The sequence below is a fragment of the Gordonia mangrovi genome, from assembly GCF_024734075.1.
Classification (GTDB): Bacteria; Actinomycetota; Actinomycetes; order Mycobacteriales; family Mycobacteriaceae; genus Gordonia; species Gordonia mangrovi.
Window position 1 is genome coordinate 4,899,934 of record NZ_CP102850.1, and the last position, 19,728, is coordinate 4,919,661.

Sequence of the window (19,728 nt, forward strand, 5' to 3'; positions counted from 1 at the left end):
TGGTTGAGACATGACCGTGATTCTGGTGCGACACGGGCGTTCGACCGCCAACACCTCCGGGGTGCTCGCCGGCCGGACACCGGGCGTCGGCCTCGACGACACCGGACGCGAGCAGGCGCGCGCACTCGTCGATCGTCTCGGCGGATGTATCGGCAACATCGCTGCGGTCGCGCGGTCGCCGCTGGAGCGCTGCGCGCAGACGATGACGCCGTTGCTCGCGGCATTGCAGGCGGATCGGGACCGTGATGTCCCCGAAGTGGTGGTGCACGACCTCGCCGAGGTCGACTACGGGTCGTGGACGAACCGGCCACTCAAGGAACTCGTCAGCGAACCGCTGTGGAAGACGGTGCAGCAACAGCCGTCGGCGGCGGTGTTCCCCGAGGGCGAGGGTCTCGCGGCCGTCCAGTCGCGCGCGGTGGCCGCCGTCCGCGAGCTCGACCGGCGCTACGGTGGAGAGGACGGCAGCGGTCTGTGGGTCGCCTGTTCACACGGCGACGTGATCAAGGCGATCATCGCCGACGCGATGGGCACACATCTCGATGCGTTCCAGCGCATCGTCGTCGAACCCGCATCGATCAGCGTCATCCGATACGGCTCCACGCGGCCCTATGTGCACACCGTCAACTCCACCGCCGTCCTCTCGGTGCCCGTACCACCGAAGCCGGCAGCCGAATCGGCGGCGGACAGCCGATCGGCCGGGGCCGTCGCCGAGGAGGACGCCGTGGTGGGTGGCGCCACCGGCGTCGACGGCCACGACCGCGGCGCTCACGCTGCCGCCGCCCCGCTGGCACGCGGATAATGGACCAGACAGTCAAGGAGGTGTGATGTCACGCGCGATTCACGTGTTCCGCAGCCCGGATCGTTTTGTCGCCGGCACCATCGGTCAGCCGGGGGACCGCACGTTCTACCTCCAGGCCATACACGAGAGCCGGATCATCAGTGTGCTGCTCGAGAAGCAGCAGGTGGCGATTCTCGCGGACCGGATAGGTGCGCTTCTCGACGAGATCCACCGGCGATTCGGGACTCCGGTGCCGCCGGAGATCGAGCGGGTCGGTGATCTGAGCCCGCTGGTGATGCCGGTCGACGCCGAATTCCGGGTGGGCACGATGGGGCTCGGCTGGGATGCCGAGTCCGAAGCCGTCGTGGTGGAGCTGTTGGCGATCACCGAGGGGGAGTTCGACGAGAGCGTGGTCCTCGACGACACCGATGAGGGACCCGACGCGGTGCGCGTGTTCCTGACCACCGAGGCCGCCCGGGAGTTCGCCGCGCGGTCCTCGAAGGTCATCTCGGCGGGCCGTCAGCCGTGCCCGCTGTGTCACGAGCCGCTGGATCCGGACGGGCATCTCTGTGTTCGCACCAACGGATACAAACGGGGGGCCGAGTTGTCCAAGTCGCTGGACTTCGTCGATCCCGACGTGTTCCGCAACCTGGCGATGCAGGATGAGTCCGACTACCTGGAGACCGACCCCGACGACGAGACCGACCCCGGGTCGGGCAACCAGGACTGATGTGACCGTCGGCGAACCGACAGATCCGGGTCGCGGCCCGTCGGAGACGTCCCATCCCGGCCCGTCGGAGACGCCCCGTCCCGCGCTGCCGGGCGACGAGCCGCCCACGCCCGGCGCGGCCGACCCGCTACGCGACGGCGAGCTCGTGATCCTCGGGCGTATCCCGACCGCGAGCAATGCGACCCTGGTGTGTGACGCGGTCCTCGACGGCGCCGAGGTGCGGTGCGTCTACAAGCCGGTGCGCGGCGAGGTGCCGCTGTGGGATTTCCCCGACGGCACCCTCGCTGGGCGGGAGGTGGCCTCCTACCTGATCTCGGAGGCGCTCGGCTGGCAGGTGATCCCCACGACGGTGTTCCGCGACGGCCCGCTGGGACGTGGGATGGTGCAACGGTGGGTGCTCACCGCCGACAACGACGATCCCGACACCCGCCACGAGGCGGCCTCGGAGTTGCCGACACCCAAGGTCGACCTGGTGGACCTGTGCCCGGCCGACACCGTTCCGGTCGGCTACCGGCCGATCCTGCGGGCGCTCGACGCGATGGGGGAGGCGGTGGTGTTGGTCCACGCCGACGACCCGCGACTGCAACGGATGGCCGTCCTCGACGTCATACTCAACAACGCAGACCGCAAGGGTGGGCATGTGCTGGAGGGACTCGACGGCGGGGTGTACGGCGTCGACCACGGCATCTGCCTGCACAGCGACGACAAACTGCGGACCGTGTTGTGGGGCTGGGCGGGGGAGAACATTCCCGGTCACCTGGTCGCCGGACTCGCCGAACTCGCCGACCACCTGGCCTCTTCCGATCACCCGTTGACCGAGGAACTCGCCGAACACATCACCGAATTCGAGGTGCTCGCACTCGCCGAGCGGTCGGCCGAACTCGCGACCCGCGCGACGATGCCTCATCCACCGGGCCACCGACCGATACCGTGGCCGCCGTTCTGAACCCTGCCTCCGCGACGATCAGGCCGGGATGACGGCCGGATTTCGTGGGCCAATACAGTGGAGCCATGCAGTCTTGGCCTGATCCCGCCCTTCCGGTCATCCCGGGTACCGGGCCGGCGCTCCGTCTCCACGACACCTCCGATGCCCAGGTCCGTCCGGTCAGTCCCGGCGCCACCGCGACGATGTACGTGTGTGGGATCACCCCGTACGACGCAACCCATCTCGGGCACGCCGCCACCTACGTCACCTTCGACGTGGTGAACCGGGTCCTGCGCGATCTCGGTCACGAGGTGCACTACGTGCAGAACGTGACCGACGTCGACGACCCGCTGTTCGAGCGTGCCGATCGCGACGGAGTCGACTGGCGTGATCTCGGTGCGCGGGAAACCCAGTTGTTCCGCGAGGACATGACGGCACTTCGCGTGCTGCCGCCCCGCGACTACATCGGCGCGGTCGAATCCATCGACGAAGTCGTCGAGGTGGTCGGCAAGCTCCTGGCGTCGGGCGCCGCCTACGTCGTGGACGACGCCGAGTACCCCGACATCTATTTCCGGGTCGACGCGACCGAGCAGTTCGGATATGAATCCGGCTACGACCGGGCCACGATGGACCGGTTCTTCGCCGAACGCGGCGGCGACCCCGATCGGCCCGGCAAACGCGACCCGCTCGACGCCTTGCTGTGGCGGGCCGCCCGTGCCGGGGAACCGTCGTGGGACTCGCCGCACGGCCCCGGCCGGCCCGGCTGGCACATCGAGTGTTCGGCCATCGCGTTGAACCGTCTCGGGGTCGAGTTCGACATCCAGGGTGGTGGCAACGACCTGATCTTCCCGCACCACGAGTTCTCCGCCGCCCACGGTGAGGCGCTGACCGATTCCCGCCGGTTCGCCCGGCACTACGTGCACACCGGCATGGTCGGTCTCGACGGCGAGAAGATGTCGAAGAGTCGCGGCAACCTGGTGTTCGTCTCGCACCTGCGGCGGGACGGGGTGGATCCGGCCGCCGTGCGGCTGGCCTTGTTGTCCGAGCACTATCGCGGCGATCGGATGTGGACCGACGCGGTGCTCGACACGGCCCGCGAGCGCCTGCGTCGCTGGCGGGCAGCGGCCGCGGCACCGAGCGGACCCGATGCCGGACCGACTGTCGATCGCGTTCGGCAACATCTCGCCGATGATCTCGACACCCCGAAGGCGCTTACCGCCGTCGATGCCTGGTGCAGCGACGTCGAGCTCGGACTCGGCGGCTCGGAGCAGGCGCCGGCCGACATCGCGCGGGCGGTCGACGCCCTGCTCGGCGTCGACCTCGCGTAGAAGATCGGTCGTGAATTGTGCCCTGGATCTGGGTCACCTGGTGACTCGGATCCAGGAAACTTTCGTCTCGGGTGGGTGAACACCCGCAGCGAATCGGTCGACGTTGCCTTGTAAGGTTCTCCCGTGGCACGTACGAAGGAGATCGCACCCGAGACGACCACCGGCGTCTGGACGGTGGTGACCCGTACCTCGACCTATCTGCTGGACTTCGAGGAGATGACGCTCCTGCGTGCACCCGGAGTCGGCGGCACCGACAGCGAGGAGTGGGCGGTCAGCCGCCTGCGCCGCGACTCCGAGGACATCCCGCTGCTGGGCGTGAAGTCCTGCCGGGTGGGCGAGTCCGCTCAGTTCTGGGTCCGCGCCGCCGATGACCCGGACGTCCGTACCTGGCGGATCACCACGCCGGTGGTGTCCATCGAGCGCATCGGCTGAACGCCGGCTGGCTCACCCGCCAAACGACCCCTGCCCACGGCCCTGGCCGCCGGGACCACGCCGTTTCAGATACCGTTCGAACTCGGCGGCCAGCGCGTCGCCGTCGATCTTCGCCATCACCTCGTCGGTGTCCATCTCGGCGTCACCGCGCTCTTCGAGGCCCCGCACATATTCGGCGATGTCCTCGTCGTCGTCGGTCATCTCGGTGACCGCCTGTTCCCACTCCTCGGCCTGCTCGGGCAGCGTGCCCAGGGGTACTTCGATGTCGAGGACCTCTTCGACCCGGTTGAGCAGCGCCACCGTCGCCTTGGGATTGGGTGGTGTCGAGACGTAGTGCGGGACGGCGGCCCAGAACGACACCGCCGGCAGCCCCGCCTGCACGAACAGATCCTGCAGCACGCCGGTGATGCCGGTGGGACCCTCGTAGCGGCTCTCCGCGAGGTTGAACCGGGCAGCCGATTCACTGCTGTATGCGGCGCCGGTGACCGGCACCGGGCGCGTATGCGGAGTGTCGGCGAGCAGCGCACCGAGCATGACCGTCGTCTCCACCCCGAGGTCGCGGGCGAGGTCGACGATCTCGGCGCAGAAGCCGCGCCAACGCATATTCGGTTCGATCCCGCGAACGAGTACGATGTCACGATCCGCACCCTGGGGGGTGCAATAGGAGACGGACGTGGTGGGCCAGTCGATCCGGCGGGTCACCCCATCGATCTGTTTGACAATCGGCCGATTGACCTGGAAATCGTAGTAGTCGTCGGAATCGATGTCGGCCAGGGCGACGGCATCCCAGGTCAGCGCCAGATGCTCGATGGCGCTGCTCGCGGCGTCCCCGGCGTCGTTCCACCCCTCGAATGCGGCCAACAGAACAGGCCTGCGCAGCTGGGGAAGGTTCGACCTCTGCTCAGCGTTCACTGAACCAGCCTACGACCGAACCCCGAGAGAGGGCGAACTACGCTGTCAACCATGTCGACCCGCACCACCGACCCGGACAGTCGGGCCAGCTCGCCGCGCCCGTCCGAATACGACACGACATTGCTCACCGCCATGTCGCGCCGAGTGCTGATCGGCGACGGGGCGATGGGCACCATGCTGCAGGCCGCGGATCTGACGCTGGACGACTTCAACGGCCTCGAGGGCTGCAATGAGATCCTCAACGACACCCGCCCCGACGTGCTGGCCGACATCCATCGGGCCTACTTCGAGGCCGGGGCCGACGCCGTCGAGACCAACACCTTCGGCTGCAACCTGTCCAATCTCGGCGACTACGACATCGCCGACCGCATCCGTGAACTCGCCTACAAGGGCACCGGTATCGCCCGCGGTGTGGCCGACGAGATGGGTCCGTCGGCAGACGGGACCGCACGGTTCGTCCTGGGATCGATCGGGCCTGGTACCAAACTGCCCAGCCTGGGTCACACCACCTTCGACGTCATCCGCGACGCCTACCACGAGTGTGTCACCGGGATGCTCGAGGGCGGCGCCGACGCCATCCTCGTGGAGACCTCGCAAGACCTGCTGCAGGTGAAGGCCGCGGTTGTCGCGGCGCGGCGCGCCATGAGCGACATGGGCCGCCACATCCCGATCATCAGCCACGTGACCGTGGAGACCACCGGCACGATGCTGCTCGGCTCGGAGATCGGGGCGGCGCTCGCGGCCATCGAGCCACTCGGCGTCGACATCATCGGCCTCAACTGTGCGACCGGGCCCGCCGAGATGAGCGAACACCTGCGCTACCTCTCCCAGCACGCACGCATTCCGGTGTCGGTGATGCCCAACGCCGGCCTGCCGGTGCTGGGCGCCAACGGGGCCGAGTACCCGCTGCAGCCCGACGAACTCGCCACCGCGTTGGGCGACTTCGTCACCGACTACGGGCTGTCGTTCGTCGGCGGCTGCTGCGGCACCACACCCGAGCACATCCGACAGGTCGCCGAACGCGTGGCCCAGGTGACGCCCGGTCGTCGCGAGCCCGACCACACCTCGGAGACGTCGTCGCTGTACTCCGCGGTCCCGTTCGATCAGGACGCCAGCTTCCTGGTCATCGGCGAGCGGACGAACTCCAACGGCTCCAAGGCCTTCCGCGAGGCGATGATCGCCGAGGACTATCAGAAGTGCCTCGACATCGCGAAGGACCAGACCCGCGACGGCGCCCACATGCTCGACCTCAACGTCGACTATGTCGGCCGCGACGGCGCGGCGGACATGACCGCGCTCGCGGGACGCTTCGCGACATCGTCGACCCTGCCGATCATGCTCGACTCGACCGAACCCGAGGTGATTCGGGCCGGCCTGGAATCCCTCGGCGGTCGCTGCGCGGTCAACTCGGTGAACTACGAGGACGGGGACGGTCCCGAGTCGCGGTTCAGCCGCATCATGGAGTTGGTGGTGGAACACGGCGCGGCCGTCGTCGCGCTGACCATCGACGAGGAGGGGCAGGCCCGTACCGCCGACTGGAAGGTGCGCGTCGCCGAGCGGCTCATCGCCGACATCACCGGCAACTGGGGGCTCGCCGAAGAGGACATCATCATCGATGCCCTCACCTTCCCGATCTCCACCGGGCAGGAAGAGGTGCGCCGCGACGGTATCGAGACCATCGAGGCCATCCGGCGGCTGCACGAGTCGCACCCGGAGGTGCACTTCACCCTCGGCATCTCGAACATCTCGTTCGGTCTGAACCCGGCCGCCCGTCAGGTGTTGAACTCGGTGTTCCTGCACGAGTGTGTGCAGGCCGGTCTCGACACCGCGATCGTGCACGCGTCGAAGATCCTGCCGATGGCGCGGATCCCCGAGGAGCAGCGCGAGGTCGCCCTGGACCTCGTCTATGACCGTCGTACCCCCGACTACGACCCGCTGCAGAAATTGATGGAGTTGTTCGAGGGTGTGTCGGCGGCGTCTGCGCGCGAGTCGCGCGCCGCGGAACTGGCGAAACTGCCGCTGTTCGACCGACTCGAGCGGCGCATCGTCGATGGCGAACGCAACGGCCTCACCGACGACCTCGACGAGGCGATGACCCAGAAGCCGCCGCTGGCCATCATCAACGAGACGTTGCTGGCCGGGATGAAGACCGTCGGCGAGCTGTTCGGCTCCGGACAGATGCAGTTGCCGTTCGTGCTGCAGTCGGCAGAGGTGATGAAAACCGCTGTTGCGCACCTGGAACCGCATATGGAGTCCACCGGAGAGGACGGCAAGGGCCGCATCGTGCTCGCCACGGTCAAGGGCGATGTGCACGACATCGGCAAGAACCTCGTCGACATCATCTTGTCGAACAACGGCTACGAGGTGGTCAACCTCGGCATCAAGCAGCCGATCAACACGATCCTGGAGGCGGCCGCGGACAAGCGGGCCGATGTGATCGGCATGTCGGGTCTGCTGGTGAAGTCGACCGTGGTGATGAAGGAGAACCTCGAGGAGATCAACGGTCGCGGGGTCGCCGACAGCTATCCGGTGCTGCTCGGTGGCGCCGCGCTCACCCGGACCTACGTCGAAAACGACCTGGCCGAGATCTACGAGGGCGACGTCCACTACGCCCGCGACGCCTTCGAGGGTCTGCGGCTGATGGACGAGATCATGGCGACCAAGCGGGGGGAGGGGCCCGATCCCGACAGCCCGGAGGCGCTGGCGGCGAAGAAGAAGGCGCAGGAGCGCAAGGCGCGCCACGAACGGTCCAAGCGGATCGCGGCGAAGCGCAAGGCGGCAGAGGCGCCGGTGGAGGTGCCGACACGGTCGGATGTGGCCGCCGACAACGCCATTCCCACGCCTCCGTTCTGGGGGACCCGGATCGTCAAGGGTGTGCCGGTGGCCGACTACCTGCAATTGCTCGACGAGCGGGCGTTGTTCCTGGGGCAGTGGGGGCTGCGCGGGGTGCGCGGCGGCGACGGTCCGTCCTACGAGGAACTTGTCGAGTCCGAGGGTCGCCCTCGGCTGCGCTACTGGATCGATCGGCTGTCGACCGAGGGGATTCTGCAACATGCCGCGGTCGTCTACGGGTACTTCCCGGCCGTCAGCGACGGCGACACGGTGCACGTGTTGACCGAGCCGCGCGCGGATGCGCCGGTGCGTCACAGTTTCACCTTCCCGCGCCAGCAACGCCCCCGGTTCCTGTGTGTGGCCGACTTCATCCGGTCCCGCGAGGACTGCGTGGCGGCCGGCCACGTGGATGTGTTGCCATTCCAGTTGGTCACGATGGGACAGCCGATCGCCGACTTCGCCAACAAGCTGTTCGCCGACGACGCCTACCGCGACTACCTCGAGGTGCACGGCATCGGCGTGCAGCTGACCGAGGCGCTGGCCGAATACTGGCATCAGCGGGTACGTGGTGAGTTGACGGTGGGCGGTGCCTCGTTCGCGGGCGAGGACCCCGACGATGCGCAGGGCTTCTTCGATCTCGAATACCGCGGTGCCCGTTTCTCCTTCGGCTACGGCGCCTGCCCCGATCTGGAGGATCGGGCGAAGATGATCGACCTGCTCGAACCGGGCCGTATCGGTGTCGAGCTGTCGGAGGAACTGCAGCTGCATCCCGAGCAGTCGACCGACGCCTTCGTGCTGCATCACCCGGAGGCCAAGTACTTCAACACGTGAGGCACGTCATCCGAGATCGCCCAGCGCGACGGAGATCGGGCAGCGCGTGCGGACGGGTCAGCCGAGAATCAGCCGGCGATACACCTGGCCATGTGGATGCCGGGTCAAGGCCTCGGGATCGATGAAGGACACCGTGGCCCAGATGTCGCACCAGACGAGATCGGGTCCGGTGACGGTCACCGAGCCCGGATGGTCGACGGTGCCGCCATCGCGCGGGTCGACGATGTGGGCGCCGCGGGCACTGGCGCCCGAGGTCGCCACGGCACCGTCGACCACCTCCACGGTTGCGGCGACAGTGTGCGGGTCGGCGGGGTCCTGAATGCCGATCCGCCACGGTTGGGCCGGAGTCCGCGGCCCCCGGCCGCACAGGATGTCGCCGCCGGCGTTGATCGAGAACGATGCTCCCGGTACGTGCCGGAGGTGACGAGCCGCCACCGTCACCGCCCAGCCCTTGACGAGCCCGGTCGGATCCCAACCACGTGATCCGTCGGGACCGATCAGGTCTGTGGTGAACAGTCCATCGGTCGTCTCGGCGGCCGACACACACCAGTCGGCGACTTCGTCGCGCCACGGATCGCACACGGCGGTCTCGGTGCCCGCGCGCGCGAGCATGAGCGCACTGTTCGGATTCCAGGTACTGAACAGGTCATCGGCCCGACGTAGATCTGCGAACGCGGTGGCAACAGCCGCTTCGACATCGGTGCGCCGGGGATCGTCGGCGCGCACGTGGACGGAGATCGGCATACCCATGATGTGTTCGACCCAGGCCCGGGTGGTGGGCGCGGCGTCGTGATGCCGGGCCGAAACCGCATTTGGTGAGATCGTGGTCATGACTGACGTGCCTGGTCGATGGCCTCCTGCAGGCTCTGGATGTAGCCCTGAGAGGTGACGGTGGCTCCGGAGACCATGTCGATCTGCGCGCTCTGCGCCGACGTCGTCTCCTCGATGAGGATCGGTAGCGCCTGTTGGTTGATCTCCACGTCGCGGTGATTGTTCACCGGATACACCGGCACCGTCACGTCGGTGATCGTGCCGTCGGCGACGACGATCTGTACCTGCACCGGACCCCAGCGGGTGTCGACGGCAGAGCCGGTGAAGGTGCCGTCCGACAGCGACGAGCCGGTCGAATCGGTGGTCGTCTGTGAATCGGTCTCATCAGAGCCGATCTGAGGGTCGGGTCCGGACGCCGACGCGGCGCCGGCGGACGATGTCGGGGCTGGGGCGCTGCGCTCCAGAGCGACCGGGGGAGTGGTGGTTTCGCCGGTGGACGTGTGGTAGCTGAACAGCAGCACCACGATCGTGATCGTTGTCAGTAGCCAGAAGGTGATGCGTCGCATGGTCTCTCAGATCTCGAAGTATTCGCAGTGCAGGGAATCCGGCGCTGCTCCGGCCTGTCGCGCGGCCGAGCGCACCGCGGCCATCCACTCCGGGGGACCGCAGATGTAGACGTCGCGCTCGGCGATGTCGGGGCAGAGATGGCGCAGGGCTTGCGCATCGCCCCAGTTCGCCGCGCGCGCCGGGAGCCAGCTTGCGCGTTCGGTGTTGCGATGACCGTCCACGGTCACATAGCCGGCACCGCGGCGGTGTGCCAGTGCACCCAGTTCGTTGTGCAGGACGGCGCGGTCGGCGCGACGCGTGCGATAGATCACGGTGATGTCGCCCGGGTCGGCCTCGAGTCCCTCGAGGAGCGCGCGGATGGGGGCGATTCCGATGCCGGCGCCCATCAGCAGCGCCTTGCGGTGGCGGCGCACTCCGGGGTGCAATCGGCCGTAGGGTCCTTCGACGAGGACCCGCGTGCCGGGGCGCACCGTGGTCAGTTCGCGGGTGCCGTCGCCGACGATCTCGGCGGTGAAGCGCAGGGTGTGTGCGGTGGGTGCTGCCGAGAGCGAGAACGGATGCGCGCGACTTGCACCAGACGGCGTGCACAACCGCCACCAGAAGAACTGCCCCGGCTGTGCCCGTAGCGACCCGACGCGCGGTCCGTGGACGGTCACCGTCAGCGTGGTCGGTCCTTCCCACCGCACCCCGGCCACTCGCAGGTGGCTGCGCATCGAGCGCCACAGGGGCACACCGATCCGGTAGATCAGCACCGCGGCCGCGCAGAGGATCCACAGCGCCCACCAGAACACGGTTGCCGCCGACGATTGCAGGAATTCCTGTCCGGTCCAGAGCTGATGTGGCAACACGAGTCCGGCGCCCAGATAACCGTAGAGATGGATCAGATGCCAGGACTCGTAGCGCAGACGACGACGAGCGGCGCGAAACGATGTCACGACCACCAGAACCAGACACACGGTCCCGGCGACGGCCAACAGCACTCCCGGATAGTCGAGGGTGAGGTCGACGATCGTATGCCACAGCAGCCCGGGATCGGCGTCTGCATAACCGATCGTGATCGTCACGATGTGCGTCAGGAGCAGTGCGAAGGACGTGAATCCGACCCATCGGTGCAGCCGGGTCAACCCGTCCTGGCCCCAGGCGCGTTCGATGACGGGTACCCGCGCCATCAGGATGACCTGGGCAAGCATCAGCGCCGACGCCCATAGCCCGGTGAGGCGACCGGCGGAGGTGAACATCGCGCCCGGGGAGCCCACATCGGTGACACCACCATCGTGAACCCACAACCCGGTGACCGCGAGAACGAGTCCCCACAACGACGCAGCGGTGGCGTCGCGCCACCAGCGTGGCACCGGGCGCGGCCGAGGCGGCAGCGGTGGTGGAGGGGGCGCCGAAGATGCCACGGCGGATGGCGGTGGTAGCCCGGGGCAGTAGATCTTGGACGATGTCACGAGGCAATACTGCGCGCCCAACCCGGTGGTTGGCTGACATCGTCCTGGGAGGTTGCTGTGTGGCCTTCATCGAGCTCGAAACCGCGCACGGGTTGCGCAGGACACTTGTAGTCATACAATAGTTGTATGAATACAAGCGAAGCGTCGACGCAACGGACCGCCGAGACGCCGCCGGCCGCGCCCACCGGCACCGAGCTGTGGTTTGCGATGAACAGCCTGGTCCGCGACCACGCGGCGGAACCGCGCAGTCGGATCGACGCGCGCATCGACATGCCGTTCAGCCGGTTCCGTGCCTTGCGTCGGGTCGTCGCGCGCGATCTCACGCAGTCCGATCTGGCGCGGCGCCTCGGAATCGACGCGCCCGCCGCGAGTGTCATCGTCAACGATCTCGTCGATCGCGGTCTGGTGTCGCGAGAGCCCCATCCCGACGATCGCCGTTTCAAGGTCGTCACCATCACCGAGGCGGGACGCCGGGTCGTCGATTCGGTGGTGAGCGATCCCGCCATCGCCCCGGACATGTTCGACGTTCTCGACGGCACGCAGCGTCGCCAACTCGGCCGTCTGCTCGATCTGTTGCGGACGCGAGCCGACGCATGAGTGAGGTCGTCGTCGCCCGGGGTGCTCCGGAAGTCGACGAAATGAGCCGACGACGACAGATGGCGATTCTGGCGACCTGTTGTCTGAGTCTGTTCATCATCGGCATCGACACGTCCGGTGTGAACGTGGCGATCCCGGCCATCGGGTCGGCCCTCGGCGCGTCGTCGTCGCAGCTGCAGTGGGTCATCGACTCCTACACGCTGGTCCTGGCCAGTCTGCTGATGCTTGGCGGCTCCCTCGGCGACCGGCTCGGCCGCAAACGGGTGTTCCAGGTCGGCCTCACCGTCTTCGGCGTCGGATCCGTGCTGTGCTCACTGGCCGGGACACCCGAGATGCTGATCGGCGCCCGCATGCTGCAGGCAGTCGGGGGAGCGATGATGAATCCCGTCGCGATGTCGATCATCACCAACATCTTCACCGAACCCAGGGAACGGGCACGCGCCATCGGCCTGTGGGGTGCCGCGATCGGGGTGAGTATGGCCCTCGGTCCGCTGGTCGGCGGAGCCCTCGTCGACGGGATCGGTTGGGAGGCCATCTTCTGGCTCAACGTCCCGGTATGTATCACAGCGATCGTCGCGACCGCTGTGCTCGTGCCGGAGTCGAGAGCAACACACACCCGACGTCCCGATCCGGCTGGTCAGATCCTCATCCTGGTGTTCCTGGCCACGCTCACCTACGGCATCATCGAAGGCCGGACTCTGGGCTGGTCGTCGGTCCCGGTGGCCGGCGCATTCGCGATGGCCGCAGCCGCGCTGATCGGATTGCTCGTGGTCGAGTCACGCAGGCGCGAACCGCTGCTCGATCTGCGATTCTTCGGTAGCGTCCCGTTCAGCAGCTCGGTCATCGGGGCCGTCATCGCGTTCAGCGCGATGGGCGGGTTCCTGTTCCTGAACACTCTCTACCTCCAGCAGGTCCGTGGACTGTCCCCGCTGCAAGCAGGATTGATGACCCTGCCCATGGCCGTGGCCAACGCGGCGTTCTCCCCGCTGTCCGGCCGACTCGTCGGCGACCGCGGTGCGCGCCTGCCGATGGTCGGCGCCGGGATGATGGTGCTGTTCAGCGGCCTGATGTTGACCCGGGCGGGCACCGACACGAGCATGTGGTACCTCGGTGTGGCCTACCTGGCACTCGGGATCGGGATGGGTCTGGTCAACGCCCCCATCACCAACGCCGCGGTCTCGGGAATGCCGCGATCACAGGCCGGAGTCGCCTCGGCCATCGCCTCGACGAGTCGGCAGGTCGGAATCTCGCTGGGGGTGGCCGTGTTCGGGGCCATCGCCTTCGCCGGTGTCGGTGGATCGGTTGCCGACGATCTCGCCGAGGCCGCGCACCCCGCATGGGTGCTGATGGCCTTCTGCGGGGTGGCACTGGTGGCCGTCGGACTGGTGTCGACGACGACGTGGGCGAGGGCGACCGCCGAACGGACCCGCACCCGCATCCAAGGCGGAGCCGCCGTGACGCGGCACACGGTTTGACGCCGGTCCCGCCTGGCTACTCGGCGAGCATGTCGTTCACAACATCATGGCTTGGTGACAAGGAAGCACGACGCGTCGTGGAGATCTTGCAGGAGCGCCTGAGTGCCCTGAACGATCTTCACCTCACGCTCAAACACATCCACTGGAACGTGGTCGGCCCCAACTTCATCGGCGTCCACGAGATGATCGATCCGCAGGTGACGCTGGTGCGCGGCTACGCGGACACGATCGCCGAGCGCATCGCCACCCTCGGTGGCTCACCTCGCGGTACCGCGCACGCCATCGAGACCGACCGCTCATGGGACGACTACTCCCTGGGGCGCGACACCGCGCAGGCGCACCTCGCCGCCCTCGACGTCGTCTACGACGGCTTCATCTCCACACAGCGCGCGGGGATCACCGAGACCGAGGAGATCGATCCGGTGACCCAGGACATTCTCATCGGCCAGTCCGCCGAACTCGAGAAGTTCCAGTGGTTCGTGCGGGCCCACCTCGAGAACGCCGCGGGTGAACTCACCCACGCCGGGCAGCACACCGAGACCGGAGCCGCCGACCAGGCGCGCTGAAGCCCGGCACACCTCGCTCGGATGCGAACCGCGCCGACCCGGCGGCGGACCATCCGGGCCCACTCGCGCATCAGCGTCCGGGCAGCGGGCCGCCGAAACCTGCGGCCGGCCAATAACCCAGCATCCCGGTGACGGGTGGGACGGCACCTGCGATCAGGGAATCGATGTCATCGCGCCGGCCTCCTAGGATGAGCCCATGACGGCGGCTGTGGGGAGCATGTTGCGGCAGTGGCGATCGCAACGATCGATGAGTCAACTCGATCTCGCCTACGAGGTGGGTGTGTCGCCCAAACACCTCAGCTTTGTCGAGACCGGCAAGTCCACCCCCAGTGCGGGCCTCATCGAGGCGTTGTCGGTCCGTCTGGAGATACCGCTACGGGAACGCAACGCACTGCTGCTCGCCGCCGGACACGCGCCAAGGTACTCCGAACAATCGCTCGACGCGGCCGCGATGGTCCGGGTGCGGGCGTCGCTGCAACGGGTCCTCGACGCGCACCACCCGTTTCCCGGCCTCGCGCTGGACCGCGCCTGGAATGTGGTGGTGGCCAACGAGTCTGCACGAACCCTGGCCGCGATGCTGCCGCCACATCTGACGGGTCCGCCGTTCAACCTCTTCCGGGCGTCACTGCACCCCGACGGTTTCGCCCGGATCACCGCCAATTTCGACATCTGGGCGTCGTATCTGCTCACCACGTTGCGACGGCTGGTGGGCGTCACCGGGGATCCGCGTCTCATCGGCCTCGAACACGAAGTGGCCGCGTACCCGACCGTGAGCGACCTCGATCAGCGCGGTGTTCCCCGGGGCGCGCCGGAACCGGACCTGCTCGTACCGTTCTCGATCCGGGTCGGCGACGACGTGCTGTCGTTCTTCACGACGTTGACCACCTTCGGTTCGCCCCGCGACATCACCCTGGAGGAGATGACCATCGAGCTGTTCTATCCGGCCGACGAGGTCACCGAACGAGCGGTCGCGCGCCGGCATCGTTGACCCGCGCCACTGTCCGAAGACTCATTCGTCGGCCGCTGTGCGCGGGGCGTATCGCAGCAGCGCCGCGATTCCGTCCTTGGGGGCGAGCCGTTCGTCGAGCCTGACCAGATCGGAATCGGTGGACACCGCGAGCATCGGCAGCGCCTCGTCCGCTCGGACGACGGCGGTGGGCGACGCGCCAAGTTCGGACAGATTCTCCGCCGTCGGCGCCACGATCGACGGGTCCTCACCGACCACCACCGTCGCGTCCTCGAGGTCGCCGATCAACAGGGTCCGAACCTCTCCGTTGCGCAGCGCCCCGCACACCGCGGTCAGGCCCTCCACGGCACGGCCCGAGGACCGGCCCTGCTCGGCGCGAAAACGGTCGGTGACATCGGCGAGGACGGTGTTGCGCCGACGCAACATCTCGGCGGCGACGGCCTCGGAGGTCACGTTCTCGGCGACACTTCCGCGTGCGCCCAGGCCGAGATCGACGTGCCGGTGCTCGACCCGGTCCGGCAACTGGGCCGCGAGGTCGCTCACCGAACGCGACTCACCCACCACGAAGACCAGTTCCGGTCGCTCTGCGTCGACGAGAGCGGTCAGTCGTTGCGCCACCTCACGGATGTTGTGTCGCGCCTGCTCCTCGGTATGTGGCTGCAGATCACCATATCCGGGGGTTTCGGCCCCGGCGGCCTTGTGCACCGGATAGCCCTCACCGGCGACCGTCTCGGAGTGGCGGACGTCGGCGCCGTCCGACACGCGGATGTCGGCGCCCCGGTGGTCGACCTCGGCAATGATGTGCCGCGATTGTTCGCGGGCGTGGGCAACGATCGGGACCAGATAGGGCAGTCTCGAATAGCGGGCAATCGGTGTGACCGGCGGCCGGATGAGCTGTTCGTCGAGCAGAATCCGCTCGGGGTCGGCGATCAACGCACGGCCACTCTGGCCGATCGGACGTTTGCCGCCCAGTACCGCCGACTCGATGCGGTCGAGCGCAGTCGGCGGTGCATCGGCGGCCGTGAGCTGTTCACGCAGTCCCCGCCACCGCAGTTCCAGACCGTGGCCCGCATCCTCGGTGTGGTGGGAGTCATCGATGTACACAGAGATGAACGGTCCCGGGTTGGCCGTCAGCTGCCGGAAGGTCTCGGCGCGCATGGTCATCCTCCTCCAGTCGCGTTGTCCGGGGTATCGGGTTGCCACCGGTCTGTTCGACCAAACATCGGCTCGACGGAGATGGCGGCTCGCGGTTTCACCGAAAGGAGCTGGGGGTAGCCGAATGACATGACCGAAGATCCCTCTGCAACGCCGGCAGACCGGGCCGGCCGTCCCGACGTCGAGAAGCGCTGGGACGATCCGGGTGCGTTTCGGAAGGCGGCGCTCTATGTCGCCGGCGTGGTCGTCCTGGCCGCGGTTGCCGTTGCGGCATTCCTGGCGACGGGACGCGACAGCATGGGCTGGGCGCTGGCACCGCCTGCGGTGCTACTCCTCGGTGGAGTGGCCGCCCTCGTCATCGCCTACCGGGTATACCGGCGCGGGGGAACCTGGCCGATATGGCACGGCGCCGCGTGGTTCCTGTTTGCGCTGATGCTGCTCGCGCTCGGTTTTCCGTTGACTCTCGCCTGACTCCGCAGCACATCCTGTCGCGGCCGTGGCGAAGCGGCCGCCGGCGAATGGGATGATGCACCGGTGACCGAACCGACGCCCGCTACCTCGACCTCGAACCCGGACGGTCCGGCCCCATCCGGTCGAGCCCAGACCGGACCGGCAGCTGTCCTGTGGGACATGGACGGGACGCTGCTGGACTCCGAACCGCTTTGGGATGTCGCGATGGCCGACCTCGCGTTGCGGCACGGGATCGCGATGAGCCCGGCGCTGCGCGAGTCCACACTGGGCAACGCGCTACCGGACGCACTGAGCAAGGTGTACGCCGCGGCTCGGGTCGCACCGGAGGACCAGGATCGTGCGGGCGACGAGCGGTGGCTGCTCGATCACGTGGCCGAGATGTTCGTCGGGGGCCTGCCGTGGCGGCCGGGCGCCGCCGCTGCGCTGGATCTCGTCCGGTCTACGGGTGTGCCCATGGTGTTGGTCACCAACACGGTGCGAGAACTGACCGATGTCGCTCTCGAGACGCTCGGCGCGACCCGTTTCGTCGCGACCGTGTGTGGGGACGAGGTGGCCGTCGGCAAACCCCATCCGGATCCGTACCTGCGTGCGGCACAGCTGGTCGGCCTGCACCCCGGCCAGTGCCTCGCGGTCGAGGACTCACCGGCGGGCACCGCGGCCGCGACAGCAGCGGGTTGCCCGACGCTGGTGGTCCCGTCGGCTGCTCCGGTTCCGCACGGCAGCCTGCGCAGCTTTCGGCAGTCTCTGGTCGGCCTCACGATCGACGACGTCGTCGACGCCTGGACCGGGCAGCACCCCGGGCACCTTCGGGCCGGGCGTGACATGCAAGGATGAGGGATCGTGAAGACATTCGAGGAGCTGTTCGCCGAGCTGAGCGACAAGGCACAGACTCGCCCCCCCGGCAGCGGGACGGTCGCCGCCCTCGACTCCGGTGTTCACACGCTGGGCAAGAAGATCATCGAGGAGGCCGGTGAGGTCTGGCTCGCCGCCGAGCACGAATCCGACGAGTCTCTGGGCGAGGAGATCTCGCAGCTCGTCTACTGGCTGCAGGTGATGATGATCAAGCGAGGACTGACGCTGGCCGACGTGTACCGACATCTGTGACCGGACGCCCCGGACACCGACGCCGTCAGACACCCATCGACACCTCTCCCAGTCCCTCACCGAACCCAGAAGGAACCCGACATGCTGCGTGTGGCCGTGCCCAACAAGGGGGCACTCTCCGAGTCCGGGGCCGCCGTCCTCGCCGAGGCCGGCTACCGGAAACGTACCGACGCCAAAGACCTCACGGTGCTCGACAACAACAATGATGTCGAGTTCTTCTTCCTGCGCCCGAAGGACATCGCGATCTACGTCGGCGCCGGCACACTCGACCTCGGCATCACCGGCCGCGACCTGGCGCGCGACTCCGGGGCTGCGGTCGACGAACAACTCTCCATGGGCTTCGGTTCGTCGTCCTTCCGTTATGCGGCACCTGCGGATCAGGACTGGTCGGTCGAGTCGCTGGCGGGCAAGCGGATCGCCACCTCGTACCCGAATCTGGTACGCGACGACCTCGCCGGCCGCGGTATCGAGGCCACCATCATCCGCCTCGACGGCGCGGTGGAGATCTCCATCCAACTCGGGGTCGCCGACGCGATCGCCGATGTCGTCGGCTCGGGCCGCACGTTGCGCGCGCACGGCCTGGTCGCCTTCGGTGACTCACTGTGCGACTCGGAGGCCGTGCTGATCTCTCAGGCCGGTGTGGAGCAGTCGAAGGCCGCTCGCCAGTTCATCGCCCGCGTGCAGGGTGTGGTGTTCGGCCAGCAGTACGTGATGATCGACTACGACTGCCCGCGAACACTTCTCGCCGAGGCATCGAAACTCACGCCCGGTCTGGAATCGCCGACCGTGGCACCGATGGCCGACCCCGAGTGGGTGGCGGTGCGGGCCATGGTGCCGCGCAAGATCCATCAGACCCTCATGGACGAACTCTCCGAACTCGGGGCCAAGGCGATCCTCGCCACCGATATCCGTTCCTGCCGGTTCTGACGGCTGCTGATTGACGGCTTCTGGGGGTCACCCTCAGGTGGGTGTCCGATTCAGCAGCACCGTCTGCGCTGATCGGCCGATGAAACCCTGGTGGTCGTAGAGGTCGCCGAAGGTTGCGCCGAAGCCTTCGGGACCCTGCACCATGTCGGCGTCGATGCCGACCCACGGCCCGGACGGGGTTCGCGTGAGGTGAACTGTGGTGTCGGTGTTCATCCACGTCCACTGATCGGTGCGCAGCCGGGTGCCCAGACCGTTGGCGATGTCGATCACGGTGAACATCGACTCGAGATCCGAGGTCTCTTCGCCACCCACCAGCGGGATCGCCGGTCGGACCCACACCGCCGGGGTGTCCCCGTTGCGGCCGGTGATCGTCGCCGACTCGATGGAGCCGATGAAACCGATTGTGCCCCAGTCCACCCCGAGCTCTGAGTTGTCGGTGACCCCGTGCACGGGAACCAGGTCGGCGGGGATCGGTGTCAGTGGATCGGGAACCTCGACGACCTCGGCGGTGTCGGCGGTCCGGAGCCGCCAGCCCACCGATCGGGCGGCGAGCCGGAACGAGCCGTCGGCCTGCTGGACCTCGAGATCGGTGCTCACCAGGCTGATCTGGCGCCCCGGCCGGATCACCTCCGCGCGGATACGGTTCACGCCGAGGCCGATCGGCCCGAGGATCTCGGTGGTCACGCGGGTGAACCGCTGGGCGGGGTCGGCGGCGCAGCGCAACAGCGACCGCATCATCAGACCCGACGGCGGGCCGCCGTGCTGCATCGTCGCCGCCCAGACACTCTGGGTGGCCTCGGTCGGCTGGAAATACTCGTGGTCGGCGCCGTCGCTCTCGGACTGCGGCGGGTCGATCGGCACGTAGTAGCAGGTCTCCACAACATGCACAGTATGCCTACCGTCATAGCG

General features: G+C 67.8%; 20 protein-coding genes. 14 read left to right on the forward strand and 6 right to left on the reverse strand.

What is annotated here, in order from left to right:
* Window positions 1-10: 10 nt before the first annotated feature.
* The 5 genes from NWF22_RS22235 (at window position 11) to NWF22_RS22255 (ending at window position 4,193) form a co-directional block, all read left to right on the forward strand.
* On the forward strand, window positions 11-799 hold the full coding sequence (locus NWF22_RS22235) for an MSMEG_4193 family putative phosphomutase (protein ID WP_258321246.1): 789 nt from the start codon (window positions 11-13) through the stop codon (window positions 797-799).
* A gap of 25 nt (window positions 800-824) precedes the next feature.
* A complete protein-coding gene (locus NWF22_RS22240; RefSeq protein ID WP_160902348.1) occupies window positions 825-1,508 on the forward strand; it encodes a DUF3090 domain-containing protein in 684 nt (227 codons plus the stop codon).
* Window positions 1,509-1,593: 85 nt separating this feature from the next.
* Window positions 1,594-2,454, forward strand: a complete 861-nt coding sequence (locus NWF22_RS22245) for an SCO1664 family protein (RefSeq protein ID WP_233751213.1) — start codon at window positions 1,594-1,596, stop codon at window positions 2,452-2,454.
* Between the two features lie 65 nt (window positions 2,455-2,519).
* Window positions 2,520-3,761, forward strand: a complete 1,242-nt coding sequence (gene mshC, locus NWF22_RS22250; protein ID WP_160902346.1) for a cysteine--1-D-myo-inosityl 2-amino-2-deoxy-alpha-D-glucopyranoside ligase — start codon at window positions 2,520-2,522, stop codon at window positions 3,759-3,761.
* Between the two features lie 123 nt (window positions 3,762-3,884).
* Window positions 3,885-4,193: a hypothetical protein gene (locus NWF22_RS22255; RefSeq protein WP_160902345.1), complete on the forward strand. Its 309-nt coding sequence runs from the start codon at window positions 3,885-3,887 to the stop codon at window positions 4,191-4,193.
* Between the two features lie 12 nt (window positions 4,194-4,205).
* Here NWF22_RS22255 and NWF22_RS22260 read toward each other — a convergent pair whose 3' ends face one another.
* Complete coding sequence (locus NWF22_RS22260; RefSeq protein ID WP_160902344.1) at window positions 4,206-5,105, reverse strand: PAC2 family protein; 900 nt, start codon at window positions 5,103-5,105, stop codon at window positions 4,206-4,208.
* A 51-nt stretch (window positions 5,106-5,156) separates the two neighbouring features.
* Here NWF22_RS22260 and metH point away from each other — a divergent pair, with 51 nt between their 5' ends.
* On the forward strand, window positions 5,157-8,768 hold the full coding sequence (metH, locus tag NWF22_RS22265) for a methionine synthase (RefSeq protein ID WP_160902343.1): 3,612 nt from the start codon (window positions 5,157-5,159) through the stop codon (window positions 8,766-8,768).
* Between the two features lie 57 nt (window positions 8,769-8,825).
* Here metH and NWF22_RS22270 read toward each other — a convergent pair whose 3' ends face one another.
* The 3 genes from NWF22_RS22270 to NWF22_RS22280 are packed head-to-tail and all read right to left on the reverse strand — an operon-like array spanning window position 8,826 to window position 11,458.
* The gene (locus tag NWF22_RS22270; protein ID WP_160902342.1) at window positions 8,826-9,599 is read right to left on the reverse strand and encodes an FAD:protein FMN transferase; all 774 of its coding nucleotides are present in this window, start codon (window positions 9,597-9,599) and stop codon (window positions 8,826-8,828) included.
* Window positions 9,596-10,105, reverse strand: coding sequence for an FMN-binding protein (locus tag NWF22_RS22275; RefSeq protein WP_160902341.1), 510 nt, complete (start codon window positions 10,103-10,105; stop codon window positions 9,596-9,598). Before NWF22_RS22275 ends, NWF22_RS22270 begins: the two co-directional genes overlap by 4 nt.
* Before the next feature lie 6 nt (window positions 10,106-10,111).
* Window positions 10,112-11,458, reverse strand: coding sequence for a ferredoxin reductase family protein (locus NWF22_RS22280; RefSeq protein ID WP_258321247.1), 1,347 nt, complete (start codon window positions 11,456-11,458; stop codon window positions 10,112-10,114).
* 225 nt (window positions 11,459-11,683) lie between these two features.
* On the opposite strand from NWF22_RS22280, the gene NWF22_RS22285 reads away from it, so the two are divergent.
* The 4 genes from NWF22_RS22285 to NWF22_RS22300 all read left to right on the forward strand — a co-directional run bounded on the left by NWF22_RS22285 (window position 11,684) and on the right by NWF22_RS22300 (window position 15,183).
* On the forward strand, window positions 11,684-12,154 hold the full coding sequence (locus tag NWF22_RS22285; protein WP_160902340.1) for a MarR family winged helix-turn-helix transcriptional regulator: 471 nt from the start codon (window positions 11,684-11,686) through the stop codon (window positions 12,152-12,154).
* Window positions 12,151-13,629, forward strand: coding sequence for an MFS transporter (locus tag NWF22_RS22290; RefSeq protein ID WP_160902339.1), 1,479 nt, complete (start codon window positions 12,151-12,153; stop codon window positions 13,627-13,629). Before NWF22_RS22285 ends, NWF22_RS22290 begins: the two co-directional genes overlap by 4 nt.
* A gap of 29 nt (window positions 13,630-13,658) precedes the next feature.
* A complete protein-coding gene (gene dps, locus NWF22_RS22295; RefSeq protein ID WP_160902338.1) occupies window positions 13,659-14,195 on the forward strand; it encodes a DNA starvation/stationary phase protection protein Dps in 537 nt (178 codons plus the stop codon).
* 196 nt (window positions 14,196-14,391) lie between these two features.
* Window positions 14,392-15,183 carry a helix-turn-helix transcriptional regulator gene (locus NWF22_RS22300; RefSeq protein ID WP_160902337.1) on the forward strand — a complete coding sequence of 264 codons (792 nt, stop codon included), beginning with the start codon at window positions 14,392-14,394 and terminating at the stop codon, window positions 15,181-15,183.
* Between the two features lie 21 nt (window positions 15,184-15,204).
* Here the strand turns inward: NWF22_RS22300 and NWF22_RS22305 are convergent, their stop codons facing one another.
* Window positions 15,205-16,320: an Rv2629 family ribosome hibernation factor gene (locus NWF22_RS22305; RefSeq protein ID WP_160902336.1), complete on the reverse strand. Its 1,116-nt coding sequence runs from the start codon at window positions 16,318-16,320 to the stop codon at window positions 15,205-15,207.
* Window positions 16,321-16,446: 126 nt separating this feature from the next.
* On the opposite strand from NWF22_RS22305, the gene NWF22_RS22310 reads away from it, so the two are divergent.
* From NWF22_RS22310 to hisG, 4 genes are all read left to right on the forward strand, one after another.
* Window positions 16,447-16,788, forward strand: a complete 342-nt coding sequence (locus NWF22_RS22310) for a hypothetical protein (RefSeq protein ID WP_160902335.1) — start codon at window positions 16,447-16,449, stop codon at window positions 16,786-16,788.
* A 159-nt stretch (window positions 16,789-16,947) separates the two neighbouring features.
* Window positions 16,948-17,622, forward strand: coding sequence for an HAD family hydrolase (locus NWF22_RS22315; protein WP_160902785.1), 675 nt, complete (start codon window positions 16,948-16,950; stop codon window positions 17,620-17,622).
* 6 nt (window positions 17,623-17,628) lie between these two features.
* Window positions 17,629-17,892: a phosphoribosyl-ATP diphosphatase gene (locus tag NWF22_RS22320; protein WP_160902334.1), complete on the forward strand. Its 264-nt coding sequence runs from the start codon at window positions 17,629-17,631 to the stop codon at window positions 17,890-17,892.
* Window positions 17,893-17,973: 81 nt separating this feature from the next.
* A complete protein-coding gene (gene hisG / locus NWF22_RS22325; RefSeq protein WP_160902333.1) occupies window positions 17,974-18,819 on the forward strand; it encodes an ATP phosphoribosyltransferase in 846 nt (281 codons plus the stop codon).
* A gap of 33 nt (window positions 18,820-18,852) precedes the next feature.
* Here hisG and NWF22_RS22330 read toward each other — a convergent pair whose 3' ends face one another.
* Window positions 18,853-19,698 carry a thioesterase family protein gene (locus tag NWF22_RS22330; protein ID WP_160902332.1) on the reverse strand — a complete coding sequence of 282 codons (846 nt, stop codon included), beginning with the start codon at window positions 19,696-19,698 and terminating at the stop codon, window positions 18,853-18,855.
* Window positions 19,699-19,728 lie beyond the last annotated feature (30 nt).

What these genes read in the sequence shown, in the direction of transcription:
- NWF22_RS22235 (WP_258321246.1), top strand. Translation starts at nt 11, where the DNA reads ATGACCGTGATTCTGGTGCGACACGGGCGTTCGACCGCCAACACCTCC.
- NWF22_RS22240 (WP_160902348.1), top strand. Translation starts at nt 825, where the DNA reads ATGTCACGCGCGATTCACGTGTTCCGCAGCCCGGATCGTTTTGTCGCC.
- mshC (WP_160902346.1), top strand. Translation starts at nt 2,520, where the DNA reads ATGCAGTCTTGGCCTGATCCCGCCCTTCCGGTCATCCCGGGTACCGGG.
- metH (WP_160902343.1), top strand. Translation starts at nt 5,157, where the DNA reads ATGTCGACCCGCACCACCGACCCGGACAGTCGGGCCAGCTCGCCGCGC.
- NWF22_RS22270 (WP_160902342.1), bottom strand. Translation starts at nt 9,599, where the DNA reads ATGACCACGATCTCACCAAATGCGGTTTCGGCCCGGCATCACGACGCC.
- NWF22_RS22275 (WP_160902341.1), bottom strand. Translation starts at nt 10,105, where the DNA reads ATGCGACGCATCACCTTCTGGCTACTGACAACGATCACGATCGTGGTG.
- NWF22_RS22285 (WP_160902340.1), top strand. Translation starts at nt 11,684, where the DNA reads ATGAATACAAGCGAAGCGTCGACGCAACGGACCGCCGAGACGCCGCCG.
- NWF22_RS22290 (WP_160902339.1), top strand. Translation starts at nt 12,151, where the DNA reads ATGAGTGAGGTCGTCGTCGCCCGGGGTGCTCCGGAAGTCGACGAAATG.
- dps (WP_160902338.1), top strand. Translation starts at nt 13,659, where the DNA reads ATGTCGTTCACAACATCATGGCTTGGTGACAAGGAAGCACGACGCGTC.
- NWF22_RS22300 (WP_160902337.1), top strand. Translation starts at nt 14,392, where the DNA reads ATGACGGCGGCTGTGGGGAGCATGTTGCGGCAGTGGCGATCGCAACGA.
- NWF22_RS22305 (WP_160902336.1), bottom strand. Translation starts at nt 16,320, where the DNA reads ATGCGCGCCGAGACCTTCCGGCAGCTGACGGCCAACCCGGGACCGTTC.
- NWF22_RS22310 (WP_160902335.1), top strand. Translation starts at nt 16,447, where the DNA reads ATGACCGAAGATCCCTCTGCAACGCCGGCAGACCGGGCCGGCCGTCCC.
- NWF22_RS22315 (WP_160902785.1), top strand. Translation starts at nt 16,948, where the DNA reads ATGGACGGGACGCTGCTGGACTCCGAACCGCTTTGGGATGTCGCGATG.
- hisG (WP_160902333.1), top strand. Translation starts at nt 17,974, where the DNA reads ATGCTGCGTGTGGCCGTGCCCAACAAGGGGGCACTCTCCGAGTCCGGG.